The 14,477-nt window shown below is 73.2% G+C and carries 18 protein-coding genes; 8 read left to right on the top strand and 10 right to left on the bottom strand.

All coding sequences use genetic code 11. The features are described from left to right. Positions 1-104: 104 nt before the first annotated feature. From ACWEVN_RS03785 to ACWEVN_RS03765, 5 genes are read left to right on the top strand one after another with little or no spacing between them, the layout of a single operon-like run. Complete coding sequence (locus tag ACWEVN_RS03785; RefSeq protein WP_452050125.1) at positions 105-1,214, top strand: 4Fe-4S dicluster domain-containing protein; 1,110 nt, start codon at positions 105-107, stop codon at positions 1,212-1,214. Next, entirely contained in the window at positions 1,211-2,023 is an 813-nt protein-coding gene (locus tag ACWEVN_RS03780) for an FAD/NAD(P)-binding protein (RefSeq protein WP_452050124.1), read from the top strand. The genes ACWEVN_RS03785 and ACWEVN_RS03780 overlap by 4 nt, the downstream gene beginning before the upstream one ends. Next, entirely contained in the window at positions 2,023-2,775 is a 753-nt protein-coding gene (locus ACWEVN_RS03775) for an NADH-quinone oxidoreductase subunit B family protein (RefSeq protein ID WP_452050123.1), read from the top strand. The genes ACWEVN_RS03780 and ACWEVN_RS03775 overlap by 1 nt, the downstream gene beginning before the upstream one ends. Next, positions 2,772-4,064, top strand: a complete 1,293-nt coding sequence (locus ACWEVN_RS03770; RefSeq protein WP_452050122.1) for a Ni/Fe hydrogenase subunit alpha — start codon at positions 2,772-2,774, stop codon at positions 4,062-4,064. Before ACWEVN_RS03775 ends, ACWEVN_RS03770 begins: the two co-directional genes overlap by 4 nt. Then, positions 4,061-4,522: a hydrogenase maturation protease gene (locus tag ACWEVN_RS03765; protein ID WP_452050121.1), complete on the top strand. Its 462-nt coding sequence runs from the start codon at positions 4,061-4,063 to the stop codon at positions 4,520-4,522. The genes ACWEVN_RS03770 and ACWEVN_RS03765 overlap by 4 nt, the downstream gene beginning before the upstream one ends. Here ACWEVN_RS03765 and ACWEVN_RS03760 read toward each other — a convergent pair. The 3 genes from ACWEVN_RS03760 to ACWEVN_RS03750 all read right to left on the bottom strand — a co-directional run bounded on the left by ACWEVN_RS03760 (position 4,505) and on the right by ACWEVN_RS03750 (position 5,938). Continuing rightward, positions 4,505-4,993, bottom strand: coding sequence for a hypothetical protein (locus tag ACWEVN_RS03760; RefSeq protein WP_452050120.1), 489 nt, complete (start codon positions 4,991-4,993; stop codon positions 4,505-4,507). The two genes, ACWEVN_RS03765 and ACWEVN_RS03760, sit on opposite strands and share 18 nt — an antisense overlap. Before the next feature lie 41 nt (positions 4,994-5,034). Next, the gene (locus ACWEVN_RS03755; protein ID WP_452050119.1) at positions 5,035-5,466 is read right to left on the bottom strand and encodes a class F sortase; all 432 of its coding nucleotides are present in this window, start codon (positions 5,464-5,466) and stop codon (positions 5,035-5,037) included. A gap of 178 nt (positions 5,467-5,644) precedes the next feature. Next, entirely contained in the window at positions 5,645-5,938 is a 294-nt protein-coding gene (locus ACWEVN_RS03750; RefSeq protein WP_452050118.1) for a hypothetical protein, read from the bottom strand. 170 nt (positions 5,939-6,108) lie between these two features. On the opposite strand from ACWEVN_RS03750, the gene ACWEVN_RS03745 reads away from it, so the two are divergent. After that, positions 6,109-6,624, top strand: coding sequence for an N-acetyltransferase family protein (locus tag ACWEVN_RS03745; protein WP_452050117.1), 516 nt, complete (start codon positions 6,109-6,111; stop codon positions 6,622-6,624). 21 nt (positions 6,625-6,645) lie between these two features. Here ACWEVN_RS03745 and ACWEVN_RS03740 read toward each other — a convergent pair whose 3' ends face one another. Then, positions 6,646-7,473, bottom strand: a complete 828-nt coding sequence (locus ACWEVN_RS03740) for a hypothetical protein (RefSeq protein WP_452050116.1) — start codon at positions 7,471-7,473, stop codon at positions 6,646-6,648. A 212-nt stretch (positions 7,474-7,685) separates the two neighbouring features. On the opposite strand from ACWEVN_RS03740, the gene ACWEVN_RS03735 reads away from it, so the two are divergent. Both ACWEVN_RS03735 and ACWEVN_RS03730 read left to right on the top strand, forming a co-directional pair. Continuing rightward, entirely contained in the window at positions 7,686-8,156 is a 471-nt protein-coding gene (locus ACWEVN_RS03735; protein WP_452050115.1) for a GyrI-like domain-containing protein, read from the top strand. Positions 8,157-8,273: 117 nt separating this feature from the next. Continuing rightward, entirely contained in the window at positions 8,274-8,801 is a 528-nt protein-coding gene (locus ACWEVN_RS03730; protein ID WP_452050114.1) for a sigma-70 family RNA polymerase sigma factor, read from the top strand. Between the two features lie 42 nt (positions 8,802-8,843). Here the strand turns inward: ACWEVN_RS03730 and ACWEVN_RS03725 are convergent, their stop codons facing one another. From ACWEVN_RS03725 to ACWEVN_RS03700, 6 genes are read right to left on the bottom strand one after another with little or no spacing between them, the layout of a single operon-like run. Further along, entirely contained in the window at positions 8,844-9,350 is a 507-nt protein-coding gene (locus tag ACWEVN_RS03725; protein WP_452050113.1) for a DUF2231 domain-containing protein, read from the bottom strand. Positions 9,351-9,393: 43 nt separating this feature from the next. Further along, a complete protein-coding gene (locus ACWEVN_RS03720) occupies positions 9,394-10,131 on the bottom strand; it encodes an FAD:protein FMN transferase (protein ID WP_452050112.1) in 738 nt (245 codons plus the stop codon). After that, complete coding sequence (locus tag ACWEVN_RS03715) at positions 10,128-10,559, bottom strand: FMN-binding protein (protein ID WP_452050111.1); 432 nt, start codon at positions 10,557-10,559, stop codon at positions 10,128-10,130. The genes ACWEVN_RS03720 and ACWEVN_RS03715 overlap by 4 nt, the downstream gene beginning before the upstream one ends. A 14-nt stretch (positions 10,560-10,573) precedes the next feature. After that, positions 10,574-11,959 carry a ferredoxin reductase family protein gene (locus ACWEVN_RS03710; RefSeq protein ID WP_452050110.1) on the bottom strand — a complete coding sequence of 462 codons (1,386 nt, stop codon included), beginning with the start codon at positions 11,957-11,959 and terminating at the stop codon, positions 10,574-10,576. 47 nt (positions 11,960-12,006) lie between these two features. Then, positions 12,007-13,386 carry an ATP-binding protein gene (locus ACWEVN_RS03705; protein ID WP_452050109.1) on the bottom strand — a complete coding sequence of 460 codons (1,380 nt, stop codon included), beginning with the start codon at positions 13,384-13,386 and terminating at the stop codon, positions 12,007-12,009. Then, a complete protein-coding gene (locus ACWEVN_RS03700) occupies positions 13,383-14,075 on the bottom strand; it encodes a response regulator transcription factor (protein WP_452050144.1) in 693 nt (230 codons plus the stop codon). Before ACWEVN_RS03700 ends, ACWEVN_RS03705 begins: the two co-directional genes overlap by 4 nt. Between the last annotated feature and the right edge of the window lie 402 nt (positions 14,076-14,477).

Here is a 14,477-nt window from a genome sequence, read left to right as displayed (position 1 = left end):
CTCCGGGCCGTCCGGCGGACAGGGCACGAAGTACCCGTGGCGGTGACCTTCGGCCCTAGGCCCGTTCGCGGCACCGCCGGTTCAGTGGCTCCCGGGAGGTCCGGATGACGAGCGACGGCACGGTGACGATCGACCTCGCGGGACTCGGCGAGCTGGTGGACGCGCTGATCCGCGACGGCTACCGGGTGATCGGGCCGACCGTGCGCGACGACGCGATCGTGCTCGCCGAGCTGGACTCGGCCGGGCAGCTCCCGGCGGGGTGGGGCGTCACCACGGGACCGGGCTTTTACCGGCTCCGCCGGCGCGCCGACGGTGCCCTGTTCGGGCACTCGGCCGGACCCCAGGGCTGGAAACGCTGGCTCCACCCGCCGCGTCGAAAGCTCTTCGAAGCCACCGCGGACGGCCGGTTCACGGTCGAGGAGCCCCAGCAGCCGCGTTACGCGTTCCTCGGCGTGCGCGGGTGCGATCTCGCCGCGATCGCCGTCCTCGACCGCGTGCTGGGCGACGGCGCACACCCCGATGGCTCGTACCGGCGTCGCCGTGCCGAGCTGTTCATCATCGCCGCCAACTGCACCGAGCCGGGCGAAGTGTGCTTCTGCGCGTCCATGGGCACCGGCCCCGCGGCCGGGCCGGGGTACGACCTGGGCCTCACCGAGCGCATCGACGAAGACGGGCACCGCTTCGTCGTCGACGTCGGCAGCCCGGACGGCGCCCGCCTGCTGGCCCAGGTCGGCACCCGGCCGGCCCGCGGTGCCGAAGTCCGCGCGGCACGGGAAGCCGTAGCCGCCGCCGCGGACCGGATGGGCCGGGCCATGCCGGCCGTCGAGCTGCCGTCGGTGATTCGGGAAAGCCGGGAGTCCCCGCTGTGGGAGGAGGTCGCGAGCCGCTGCCTCACCTGCGCCAACTGCACCATGGTGTGCCCGACGTGCTTCTGCACCACCACCGAGGACGTCACCGACCTATCCGGCGAGCACGCCGAACGCCACCAGCGCTGGGCGTCCTGTTTCGAGTTGGACTTCTCCTACGTGCACGGCGGCAGTGTCCGGATCTCCGGGGCGAGCCGTTACCGCCAGTGGTTCAGCCACAAGCTCGGCACGTGGCACGAGCAGTTCGGGATGTCCGGTTGCGTCGGCTGCGGCCGGTGCATCGCCTGGTGCCCGGCGGGGATCGACATCACCGAGGAAGCGGCGAAACTGGCCGGGGGCTGCTCGTGACGGCCGAAGCGATGGTGCCGGTGCCGTACCGGGTCGCCGGACGGGTCGTGGAGACCGCCGACTCGGTGACCGTCCGGCTGGAGCCGGTCGGCGAACCGGTGCCGGAAGCGCGGCTCGGGCAGTTCATGATGCTGTACGCCCACGGGATCGGCGAGGTGGCGATTTCGGTCAGCGGTCCTGGGCCGATGCACACCATCCGCGCCGTCGGCGCGGTCAGCCGGGCGCTGCACGACCTCTCCCCGGGCCGGGTGGTCGGTGTGCGCGGTCCGTACGGCACGAGCTGGGACGTCGAGGACGCGGCCGGGCACGACGTCGTGATCGTCGCCGGCGGGGCCGGACTGTGCCCGCTGCGGCCGGTGCTCACCGCGGTCCTCGACGACCGGGCCCGGTACCGCAGGCTGGTCGTCGTGGCCGGGGCCCGTACTCCGGCGGAGTTCCTGTTCCCGCACGAACTGGACGCTTGGGCACGGCGGCACGACGTCGAGGTGCTGCGGACCGTCGACCGCCCGGCCGAGGGCTGGACCGGGCCGGTCGGCTTCGTGACGGAGCCGCTGTCGGCGTTGAAGCTCGACCCCGGGCAGACCCGCGCGTTCCTCTGCGGTCCGGAGCCGATGATGCGCGCCTGCGCGGAAATCCTTCTGGCGAAGGAAGTTCCCGCCGCGGCGATCCGGGTTTCTCTGGAACGCGCGATGAAGTGCGGCATCGGGCTGTGCGGCCACTGCCAGCTCGGGCCGCTGCTGGTCTGCCGGGACGGCCCGGTCGTCGACTACACCGTCGCGGGCCCGCTGCTCGCCGTGAAGGAGCTGTGATGACGACGCCGACGCTGGCCGTCTGGAAGTTCGCCTCCTGCGACGGCTGCCAGCTGACCCTGCTCGACTGCGAAGACGAACTGCTGGAGCTGGCCGGGCGGGTGCGCATCGCGCACTTCCTCGAGGCGTCCAGCGCCGTAGTCCCCGGTCCGTACGACGTGTCGCTCGTCGAAGGGTCGATCACCACCCCGGCCGACCTGCACCGCATCCAGGAGGTGCGGGCCGCCTCGAAGGTGCTCGTCACGATCGGGGCCTGCGCGACGGCGGGAGGGGTCCAGGCCCTGCGGAACTTCGCCGACGTCCGGGAGTTCGCCTCGATCGTGTACGCGCACCCGCAGTACATCGACACGCTGGCGACGTCGACGCCGGTCGCCGCGCACGTCCCGGTGGATTACGAGCTGCACGGCTGCCCGATCGACCGTGGCCAGCTGCTCGGCACGATCACCGCGCTGCTCGCCGGGCGCGCGCCCGACCTGCCGGACACCAGCGTCTGCACCGACTGCAAGCGCCGCGGGCTCACCTGCCTGCTGGTCGCCGGCGACACGCCCTGCCTCGGCCCGGTGACCCGCGCGGGCTGCGGCGCGCTCTGCCCGGGCGTCCACCGCGGCTGCTTCGGCTGCTTCGGGCCGATGGCGAAACCCAACACCCCGGTGTTGATCCCGTTGCTGCGTTCGCGCGGGATGAGCGAGGACGACGTCGACCGCGTCTTCAGCACCTTCACCGTCACGGAAACGCGCCGGGAGGAACCGTGAGCCACCGCAGCCGGCAGCTGAAGGTCAGCTCGCTGGCCCGGGTCGAAGGCGAAGGCGCGCTGCGCGTGCGGATCGCCGACGGGCGGGTCGAACGGGCCGAGCTGAACATCTACGAGCCACCGCGGTTCTTCGAGGCGTTCCTGCGCGGCCGGGCGCACACCGAGCCGCCGGACATCACCGCCCGGATCTGCGGCATCTGCCCGGTGGCCTACCAGACCAGCGCGTGCAACGCGATCGAAGACGCCTGCGGCGTCACCCTCGACCCCGGGATCGCCGCCGCACGGCGGCTGCTCTACTGCGGTGAATGGATTTCCAGCCACGCCCTGCACATCTACCTGCTGCACGCCCCGGACTTCCTCGGCCACCCGGACGCGATCAGCCTCGCCACCCGGCACCGCGACGTCGTCGAACGCGGCCTGGCGCTGAAGAAGGCGGGGAACACGCTGCTGGAGACCATCGGCGGCCGCGCGATCCACCCGGTCAACGTCCGGGTCGGCGGCTTCTACTCGCTGCCCACGCGCGCGGACCTCCGCCCGCTCGCCGAAACACTGCGGCGGGCCCTCGACGACGCCCTCGCGACCGTGCGGTGGACCGCCGGGTTCGACTTCCCCGACGGGGAACTGGACGACGACCTCCTGGCCGCGGCCGAGCCGGGCCGCTACGCCATCGCGGATGGCAGCCTGCACACCACCTCCGGTCTGGCGTTCACCCCGCGCGAATTCCCGGAGCACGTCGTCGAAACCCATGTCCCGCATTCGACGGCGTTGCACGCCTCACTCGACGGCCACCGCTACCTGACCGGGCCGCTCGCGCGCTACACCCTCAACTCGGCCCAGCTGCCCGAGACCGCCCGGCAGGCCGCGGCCGAGGCCGGTTTGGGGCCGGCGTGCCGCAACCCGTTCCGCAGCATCCTCGTCCGCGGGGTCGAGATCGTGTACGCGATCGAGGAAGCGCTGCGGATCATCGAGGCGTGGGAACGTCCGCCACGCGCCTTCGTCGAGGTACCTCCGCGCGCCGGAACCGGCCATGGAATCAGCGAAGCACCGCGAGGTACGTTGTACCACCGTTACGAACTCGGCCCCGACGGGCTGCTCCGCGCCGCGACCATCGTCCCGCCGACCTCGCAGAACCAGGCCGCGATCGAAGCCGACCTGCGACGGGTGGTCGAAGACCACCTCGACCTCGACGACGCCGAGCTGACCACCCTGGCCGAACGCACGATCCGCAACTACGACCCCTGCATTTCGTGTGCCGCGCACTTCCTCGACATCACCTGGGAGGGCCGGTGACCCGGGCGGTCGTCATCGGCGTGGGCAACGAGTACCGGCGTGACGACGGCGTCGCCGTGGCCGTGCTGGACGCGCTGGACGCGGACCCGATCCCCGGCGTCCGTACGGTGCTGTGCGACGGCGAACCGGCCGCCCTGCTCGAAGCCTGGTCCGACGTGGACACGGCGGTGATCGTCGACGCCGTGCTGTGCGAGCCGTCCACCCCGGGTCGCGTGTGGACGTCCACTGTGGATGGCTGGCCGCCCCGGGCGAGCTCGGCGAGCTCGCACGCATTGGGCATCCCGGACGCCATCCGGCTCGGGGCGGCGCTCGGCCGGGTGCCGAAGGAGCTGGTGGTGTACGCGGTCGAGGCGGCGGAGCTCGACCTCGGGACCGGCCTCACCCCGGCGGTGCGGGCCGCCGTTCCCGAGGTCGTCCGCGCGGTGCGGGACAGGCTGACGTCACCTCTCGATGCCTGATCGGGTAAGGGACGCCGATCCGTCGCCGGTCGCGACGCCTCCTCGGGGCACCCGCGGAACCTGGGGCTTCTTCGGCGGCGTCGAAGGCGGCGCGGTTTTCGGGACGACGGTGAAGATCGCGGTGAGCGTGCGGTACGCGATCAGGCCGTTGCCGCCCCGGCCTTCGCAGCGCACCGACACCGAGTACCGGCCCGGCGGCACGGTCCGCACGGTCGCGGCCAGCTCGGCGGTCGAGCGGAGGGCGTCCACTGTCCCCGCGACGGTCAGCGCCGACGATTCGACGGGCAGCAGTGGCCGGAAGAAAAACGGCTGTTCCTCCGGGCACTCCACCCGGACTGCGACCTGGCTGCCGGCGGGGCCTCTGGCCGGTTGCACGGCGAGCCTGCCGTCGGATCCGGCGGTCGCCGCCGGGGAAAGGCCGAGCAACAGCGCGGTCGTCGTCAGCACGATGGCTCTGGACTGACGGAACATGGCCCTCCTTTTCGTTCGTATCCGCTGCCGGCGCCGTCCGGTCAGGGTTTCAGCTTGGCGTAGGCGATGATGTTGTCCCGGTAGCTGTGCACCGTCCGGTCGAAGCTGCCGCCGCAGGTGATCAAGCGGAGCTGGGGGTCCGGCGTGTCGCCGTAGACCGCATCGGACGGGAACTCGTCCTTGTCGACCTTGTCCACCCGGGACACCACGAAGGTGAGCGTGGTGCCGTCCTTGCGGGCCACCAGGACCGGGTCGCCGGGCACGAGTTCCCGGAGCCGGTAGAACACGCCCTTCTGCCGGTTGCCGTCGACGTGGCCGACGATCACCGCCGGGCCGTTCTCCCCGGGCGTGGGACCCAGGGCGTACCAGCCGGCCTGCATCGGCCGGCTGACCGGCGGCACTTCGAGGGTGCCGTCCGGGTTGAGGCCCAGCGGAACGAGGGTGGACTGCGCGCCGATGCGCGGGATCGCCACGGACACCGGCTCCGCCCGCGGCAGTCCGGGCGTGGTCTTGACGGACGGCGCACTGCTCGCCGGTACCGGCGGGCAGGGGCGGCCACCGGTTCGTGGTGCCGCCCGGCGGTCAGCACCGCGAGGACCACGGCTGCCAGGAGCAGCGCGCCCCGGCGACCGTGTGCCCAGCGCTGACGAGTCATGCGCCCGGGCCGTCGGGCGCGGTGCCGCCGCCCCCGGTCTCCACGCCGCCCTTGGGCACCGGCCGGGCCGGGGTCTTGGGCGTCGAGGTGACGGTCTTGGTGGGTCCGGTCGAGGTGGTCGCGGTCGTGCCGGTGGTGCTCGTCGGCTTGGTCGTGGCCGTGGTGGAGGTCGACGTGGTCGTGGTCGTCGGCGGCTGGACGGCCGAGACCGGGCCCGCCGCGACCAGGAAGCCCGTGAGCGCAACGCCGACGGCCGCGGCGATCGCCGATTTCACCGGGAATTTCGGCATGAGGTGAGCTCCCTTCCGGTGGCGTGTTCCGGCATCCGCAGAGTCGCGCCGGCGGGCGTTCCCGGAAAGCGAACAAAGTCCTCGCTTGCCGGGGAAAGTCCGTATCCGCCGAACTGGACGGGGTGGTGAGGGCGTGGCATCGTGGCCGGATCAGCGCTCCGGAGGTGGCGATGGACAGCACCGAGGATGCTGCACCGGCGATCGTCCACCTCGGCGACGGGCGGGCCGTCGAGGTCGACCTGCTCACCCCGGCGGACGCCGCCGAGCTCGGGTCGGCGATCGAACACGCCGACCCGGAGACGCTGTACCGCCGATTCTGCGGCCCGCCGCCCCGGGTGACGCCGAAACTGCTTCGCCGGCTGACCGAGCTGGATTACGACCGCCGTTACGCCCTCGTGGCGCGCGCCCCGGACGGGCACGGGGTGGGCATCGCGCGGTACGAGGCCACCGCCGAACCCGGGGTCGCGGACATCGCCGTCGTGGTGGATCCGGCATGGCGGCGCGTCGGCCTGGCCACCGCGCTCGTCCGGATGCTCGCCGAAGCGGCCGTGGCGCACGGGTTCACCACGTTCACCGCCACCTACCTGGCCGACAACGTCCCGGTCGCCGAGCTGCTCGACGAGGCGGGCGGTCGCCGGGTGATCGCCCACGGGATCGGCGAGGCCGTCGTCGCGCTGGACCCGTGACGGAGAGGTGACCGAGGCTGCTCAGTCCCCGGTCCGGTCCGCCTGCCGGAGGACGAGGACGGTGACTCCGGCGACGGCGATGACCAGGCCGGCACCCGACCACCCCCACCAGCCGGGCCGCACGCGGTCGCCGAGCAGGAGGATGGCGAGCGACCCCGGGAAGAAGACCTCGGTCATCGTGACGATCGCGCTCGGGACGGCCGGGGTGCCCCGGCGCAACGCGGTGGCGTACAGCGCGACGCCGACGATCGCGAAGGCGATGGTCACGAAGGTCAGGGGCTGCCCCAGGAGCGCGTCCACGCTCGAGGTGGCACCGGGATCCCGCATGAGGGCGCGGATCGCGAGCACCGCACCGCCGTAGGCGCAGCCGGCGAGGACGGACCGGGCGACGGTGCCCCACCGGACCGCGGCGGCCGCCCCGGCGAGCACGGACACGAGCAGGGCCAGCAGGACGACGAGGACCACCGGCGGCGGGGCGGTCCACCCGGTGTCCCGCGTCGCGCCCGCGGCGACCAGGCCGAGCCCGAGCGCGGTGGTCGCGATTCCGAGCAGATCCGCTCCGCGCAGTGCCGATCGCAGGACGGCGTGCCCCAGGAGCACGGCGAACGCTGTCTGCGTAGCGACGAGCGACTGGACCGCGAACACCGGCAGGAACCGCAAGGCGAACACGGTCAGTCCCCAGCCGAGGAGGTCGACCGTCAAGCCGGCCGCGTAGCGCAGGCCGCGTCCGAGCCAAGGGGAGCCGGTGCGCTGCGACGCGGTCGCCAGCATGACGGTCGCGGTGCCGTCGAGAAGGGCCGCGAGCACGGCGGCCGCGAAACCGAGTGCCGCGCCCGCGCCGCCGGTCACCTCCGCACCGCGATCCGGGCTGTCACTGCCAGGTCCTCTCCGTCGCGACGAGCAGGCCCTCTTGGTACGCGCCGGGTCCGCCCGGCCTGAAGGGCCGAAAGGCACCTCCGGCGCGGACCTCGGGAGCGGTGGGCGGGACGAGGACCATCGGCCTGCCGCTGGAGGACGGACGACTCTACGGATCGCCGGCACGCTCCCGCGAAGCTGCCCCTATGCGGACGTACGAGATCCAGGCCGGGAACCGGAACGAACAGCCGACGGCGGTGGCGGAAGCGGTCTTGGACGTCGCGGGAATCGGAGCCTGGCTCGGTCGGCAGTACGCGACGATCGCGGGGGTCCTGACCGCGCAGGGCCGGGTGCCCGCCGGACCGCCGTTCGCGCGTTACCGCCGGGAACCCGACGGCCGGTTCCACGTCGAGGCGGGGTTCCCCGTCGGTACCCCCATCGCGCCGGTCGACGGCGTCCGGCCGTCGACCCTGCCGGCCGGCCCGGTCGTGGAAACGGTCCACGTGGGGCCGTACGACACGATGGAACCCGCCTACGGCGCGCTGGCTTGCTGGGTGCACGAGCACGACGGTGAACTCGCCGGCGCGGCCTGGGAGGTCTACCTGACCTCTCCGGAAGCCCAGTCCGATCCCGGGACGTGGTGCACGGAAGTCGTCCAGCCGTACCGGATCCACTGAGCCGTCCGCGCCCGGCCGGGTGGCGGGGAAACAATTCCGGGGGGATGTGTGGAAACAACGGCACACTGCGACGGCCGACGCGTTCCGCGGCCGGACACCGAACTCATCCGGCGCGCGGTGGGCGGTGACCCGGCGGCGAAAGCGCTGTTCCGGCTGCTGCGGCCGATCGTGCTCGGCTACTGCCGGCAACGGCTCCGCGAGACCGGGGCGGCCGAGGCGGAGGACTGCGTCCAGGAAGTCATGGTCGCCGTCCTTTCGGCGTTGCCGGACTACCCGTACGGGCCCGACATGTTCCTCGTCTGGGTGTTCGGTATCGCGGCGCACAAGGTCGCGGACTGCCACCGCTCCCGGCACAACAGCCGGGAGCAGCTCGTGCCCTCGGCGGAGGCGCAGCTGGCCCGGACGTCCCGGTCGGCGCCGGCCGCGAGTGAGGAGTTCGCCCGGCTCGAGCAGGAGCGGCGGGTGGGACGGCTGTTGCGGCGGCTTCCCGGACCGCACCGGGAGGTGCTCGCGCTGCGGCTGGCCTTCGGGTACTCCGCCGAAGAGACGGCGCGGCTGCTGGAGATGCCCAGCGCCGGCGCGGTCCGCGTGGCGCAGCACCGTGCGCTGCAGCGGATCCGGCGGCTGGCGCACGGTACCTCGTGACGTTCCGGTCGTCCTCGTCGCGAGCCCGGCCCCGAGGAGTGCTCAGCGGCCTGGGCCTTCTGTGGCCGGTGCGGAGCTGAACTGGCCCTGCCAGGTGGCCTGGGCGCCGGAGTCACCGATGCGGTAGACGTCGAAGACCGCCGCGCCGGCGGCCGCGACGGACAGCACCGCGACCACCACCGTGACCGTCGTCGACGCCGGGGCCAGGAACGCGCGGCCCGAGCGCCCGGTTTCGCGGCGTCGCCACCACACGAGCAGGGCCAGGACCGCGACCGGGATCGCCACCCAGATCGCCGTGTCGCCGAGCTCGGTGTGGGTGCGCACCAGCGGGGTCCGCGCGACCCGCCGTTCGAGCCATTCGCCCGCTTCGGTGGTGATCGGAACCAGGATCACGACGAGAACCGACAGGATCGCGTTCGGGCCGGCGAGCTTGGCGCGCGCGGCCGGCCACAGCGCGCTGAGGACCAGGAGCAGGGCGGACAGCGGGAGCAGCACGACGATCGCGTGCACGAGCAGGATGTGGGCGGGCAGGCCGTTGACGGTGGTCATGATGTCCTTTGTGGAGGGAGGCGGGGGACTGGCGGAGATGTCCTCACGGGGCACGGGCGAGTGCGGCGACCTCGTAGCCGGGCGCCCGGGTGGCGACCCACTCCGCGATGTCCTCACCGCCGCGGGCGAAGGCGGCGGTGGCGAACACGTCGGCCCACAGGAGCGTCGGCCCGGTGACCGTGACGGCGAGCAGCCCACCGGGGTGGGTGCCGGTGTGGGGATCGACGATGTGGTGGCCGCGGGCGGCCGTTCCGGACGTGGCGACGCCGCCGGTGCGCAGCTCGAGGATGGCCAGGAACGCAGCCGGATCCGCAGGGTCTCCGACGGCGACCCGCCACGGTGGCGCGGTCGTGACGCCGACCCGGGCGGCGATGTCGCCGCCGACGTTGAGGTAGTGGTCGAACCCGCGCAGCCCGGCGAGGTGCGCGGTGGCTTGTTCGGTGGCCCAGCCCTTCACCAGGCCGGACGGGTCGAAGCCGCCCGGCAGCCATGCGTCGAAGTAGCCGTCCGTGCGTTCTCGTGCTTCGTCGCACAGCGCCAGGACTTCGGTGAGCCACGGGTGCCGGTCGTCGCGGGGGAGCTCGCCGCGGCGGAGGGCGCTGACCTGGCTGTCCGGCCGGTAGGTGCTGAACAGCTCGTCGGCGGCCCGCAGGTGCCCGAACACCGCGGCCACGGCCGGTTCGACGGCGGGCTGGGAGTCGATGCGCCGGCCGCGCAGGTGCAGGCTGGCCTGGGTGCCCATGACGGGCCGCGTCCAGGACCGCCGGGGTGCGGTCGTCACCGGTGGGCCTGGTCGATCGCCGACTGCAGGGACTGCTGGTAGCCCTCGGAGGTGTAGGTGGCGCCGCTGACCGTGTCGATCTGCGCGCTCTGGGCCCGCAGGACTTCCTGGTTCAGTGCCGGCACGGCCTCGGAGTTGATCCGGACGTCGCGGCCGCTCTCCTGCGGGTAGTCGATCGCGTCCGCCGCGGTGATGCGGCCGCCCGCGACCGTGATGCGGACCCGGACCGGGCCGTAGCGGGTGTCGGCGGCGTCGCCGGTGAACGTCCCGTCACCGGCCGAACCGCTGCTCGCCGTGGGTGGGCTCGCGGTGCGCGACGGCTGCGTCCGGCCGGTCGCGACGGGCGTGGCGTCCGTGCTGGTGCGGTAGCTGAACAGCAGCACGACCACGGACACGGTCGCGGCGGCGGCGATGGCGATCCGGCGCATCGAATTCTCCTTCCTCACCAGGCGAACCGCTCGTGGTGGACGCGGTCGGCGGGGACACCGGCGCGGCGGGCGCTGTCGAGCACGGCGCCGGTCCAGGCGTCGGGGCCGCAGACGTAGACGTCGTGGTCGGCGATGTCGGGCACGAGGTGGCGCAGCACCTGCTCGTCGGGCACCGGGGCGTAGCCGGCGGGCAGCCAAGACGCGCGGTCGCGGGAGCGGCGGCCGGGCAGGTAGTGGATCCGGATGCCGCGGCGGGCGGCGAGGTCGTCGAGTTCGGCCCGGAACAGCAGGTCCGCTGGGTGGCCGGCGCGGAAGAACAGCACGGCTTCCCCCGGCCGGTAGGGGAGTTCCTCCAGCAGCGCGCGCAACGGCGTGATCCCGATGCCGGAGGCGAACAGGGCGATCTTCCGTCCTTTGCGGACAGTGGCGGTCAGCCGGCCGTAGGGACCTTCGAAGAATGCCCGCGTGCCCGGCGGCAGGGTGGCGAGGCGGCGGCTGCCCGGGCCGAGGTCCTTCGCGGTGATCCGCAGCCGGTGTCCGTCCGGTGCGGCGGAGAGCGAGAACGGCTTGCCCCGGGTCCAGCCGGGCCCGGAGGGGAACCGCCAGACGCAGAACTGGCCCGCGGCGGTGGGGAGCCGGTCGAGGTCACGGCCGCGCAGGTACACCGAGACGACCCCGCGGCCTTCGGGCACGACCTCGTCGACGACCAGCCGGTGCCGCGCGTTGAGCCACACCGGCCGCCCTACGCGGAACACGAGCACCGCGCCCGCCGCCGCGGCGTAGGCGGTCCACCAGAACGCCGTCGCGACCGGGGACGTGGAGAAGTCGGCGCCGGTCCAGAGCTGGTGCGGCAGGGCAAGCCCGGCGCCGAGGTAGGCGTACAGGTGCAGCAGGTGCCAGGACTCGTAGCGCAGCCGCCGCCGGGCCGCGCGCACCGACGTCGCGGCGACCATGCCGAGCGCGGCGGTCCCGGCGGCGGCCAGGAGCATGCCGGGGTAGGTGGTCACCAGTGTCCACGCCTCGGCCAGGACGCCACTGCGGTCGGTCGCCGCGTAGCCCAGGGTGATGAGGACCAGGTGCGCGGCCAGCAGCGTGATCGAGGTGAAGCCGACGAGCCGGTGACGCCGGGCCAGTTCGTCCTGACCGTAGCTGCGCTCGACCCACGGGATGCGCGCCATCAGCAGCAGCTGCAGCAGCAGGAGATCCGCCGACAGCAGCCCGGTGAGCCGTCCGGTGGAGGTGAAGAAATCGGTGGCGAGGTCCTGCAGGCCACGGCCGGACACCCAGAGCGCGACGACGAACAGCACACTCGCCCAGGCGGTGAGCCCGGCGATGTCGCGCCACCACCCGCGGACCGTGGGCCGCGCGAGACGGCGGGTGGTAAGCGTGGTGGCGGACATCGGGCTCCTCAGGTGATCGCTACGGGATTCACCCTTCCGAAGCCCGGTTAGCCGTCGACGTGACGAGGGTGAGAGTTCGGTAAGAGCCGATCCGCGCCGACGGTGAACCCGACCACCGCGCCGCCGCCCGGGCGCGGCTCGGTGAAGACCGAGCCGCCGTGGGCCAGCGCGATCTCCCGCACGATGGCCAGGCCGAGGCCGGAGCCGGGCAGGCCGCGGGCGCCGTCCGCGCGGTGGAAGCGGTCGAACACCCGGGCCGCGTCGTCGTCGCCGATGCCCGGGCCGCGGTCGAGCACCTCGACGCGACCATCGCGCACGACGGCTTCGATCGGCCCCTCCGGCGCGAACTTCACGGCGTTTTCCAGCAGGTTCGTCACCGCGCGTTCCAGGGCTTTCGCCTGGCCGGTCACTGCGGACGCGTCGGTTTCGACGGTGATGGCACGCCCCGACCGTCGCCGGACGCGTTCGGCGGCGCGTTCGGCGACCTCGTCCAGCCCGACCGGCGCCGGTTCCTCGGCCTCGTACCGGCGGGTGGCCAGCTCGACGAGCTCGTCGACCAGGTGGGTCAGCTCGCGGGTCTCCCCGTCGACGTCGTCGAGCAGGCGGGCGCGGGAGTCCGGGCTGAGCTCGGCGAACCGGCGCAGGACACTGGCGTTGGTGCGAAGGCTGGTCAGGGGCGTCCGCAGCTCGTGGGCGGCGTCCTGGACCAGGCGTTCCTGGTCGGCTCGGGCGTCGGCGAGGCGGCCGAGCATCCGGTCGAACGACGTCGCGAGCCGGCCGACCTCGTCGCGGCCGCCGGTGGGGACGGCGACGTCGTCGAGGCGGCCGTCGCTGACCTGCTCGGTGACGTCGGTCAGCCGGACCAGCCGGCGGGTGATCTGCCGGGCCAGCAGCCACCCGGCCAGGGCCGCGACGGCCAGGACCAGCGCGCTGACGCCGGTGATCCGGGCGGCCAGGCCCTTCAGGACGTGCCGGGATTCGTCGACGTCGATGCCGAGCTCGATGGCGCCGCGGCCGGGCCCGAGGGCCACGGTGATCACCCGGTAATCGTCGCGGCCCGCGGTGAAGTCGTCGTAGCGGTGGTCGCCGAGGGATCCGGTGGCGGCCAGTGCCCGATCGGCGTCGGCGACGGGGAGGCGCACCGGGCGGCCGCCGAGCGGCCGGGTGGTGCCGTCCGGGGCGATGGCTTGCGCCACCATGGGCTGGGCCTCGTCGTGGTCGTCGTCATCGGGCCCGCGGGTGACCGGGCTCGGCGCGAGGACCTGCGTCGCCCCGGCGGCGATTTCCGCCGACGTCGTGAGCAGTGACCGGTCCAGCTCGGCGTCGATCCGCTGGGACGCGGCCTGGTAGCTGAAGACCCCGACGAGAATGGCCGCCGCCGCACCGACTCCGGCGAACGCGATCGCGAGCTTGCTGCGCAGGTTCATGCCGGCCGCACCGAGTAGCCCACCCCGCGGACGGTGTGGATCAGCCCGGTCGCCCCGGCCTGCTCCAGCTTGCGGCGCAGGTAGCCGATGTAGACGGCGAGGTTCTTGGAGTCCGCGCCGAATTCGTAACCCCAGATCCGCTGGTAGATGGTGGTGCGGTCGAGCACGATCCCGGCGTTGCGGACGAGTAGTTCCAGCAGGTCGAACTCGGTTTTCGACAGTGTGATCTCGGTGCCCTGCCACCACACCCGCCGCGCCGCCGGGTCGACCGCGAGTTCACCCAGCCGCAGCGTGCGCCGCGCTTCGGGCTCGCCCGACGTGCGGCGGAGCAGGGCTCGCAGCCGCGCGAGGAGCTCGTCGAGTTCGAACGGCTTGGGCAGGTAGTCGTCGGCCCCGGCGTCCAGCCCGGCCACCCGGTCGGGGGTTTCGACGCGGGCGGTGAGCATCAGGATCGGCGTCGGGTCGCCTTCGGCCCGCAGCACGCGGCAGACGCCGAGGCCGTCGACGCCGGGCATCATCACGTCGAGGATCAGCACGTCGAATTCGTCGCGCCGGGCCGTGGCGAGGGCGCTGACGCCGTCGGTTACCTCGGTGACGTGGTAGCCCTCGAGGTCGAGGGCCCGGACGAGGGACTCACGGATGGCGCGGTCGTCGTCGGCGAGCAGGACGCGGTGAGGCATGGCCGCCATGATGCCCGCGCGCGGGCTTCGCGTCTCGCCGGGTGTTCGGAACACCCTCGGACGGTTAGCGGCGGGTAAACGATCGCCCGGGCCGGGCGAACCGCTCCGTGGTCACTTTCTCGGTTTCCGGAATACTCCGGGGAATTCTCCTCCGTTCGGTGGCTCCGCCGTCCGTGCGCGGGATGTCAGCCTGAGCGGGTCGTCCTGGGCTCCACCGCCCCGGCTCGGGGTTGACGCATTCAGGGAAGCGCTGCCGGCGGCCCCGCCCCCCGGGTCGCCGGCGGCGCCGTGGTCCGAATTGGACGGTCGAGTACCGGCGTCCGACCACGTGGTGCGCCAGACTCGCGACGTCGCCGACGAGCCGCCGGAGCTCGAGTGCCCGGACGGGTGACCTCGCCTTCGCGGGCCCGG

The organism is Amycolatopsis sp. NPDC003861, assembly GCF_053605405.1.
Note: the sequence above shows the minus strand (reverse complement) of the source record. Positions and strands in the feature narration are given on the sequence as shown.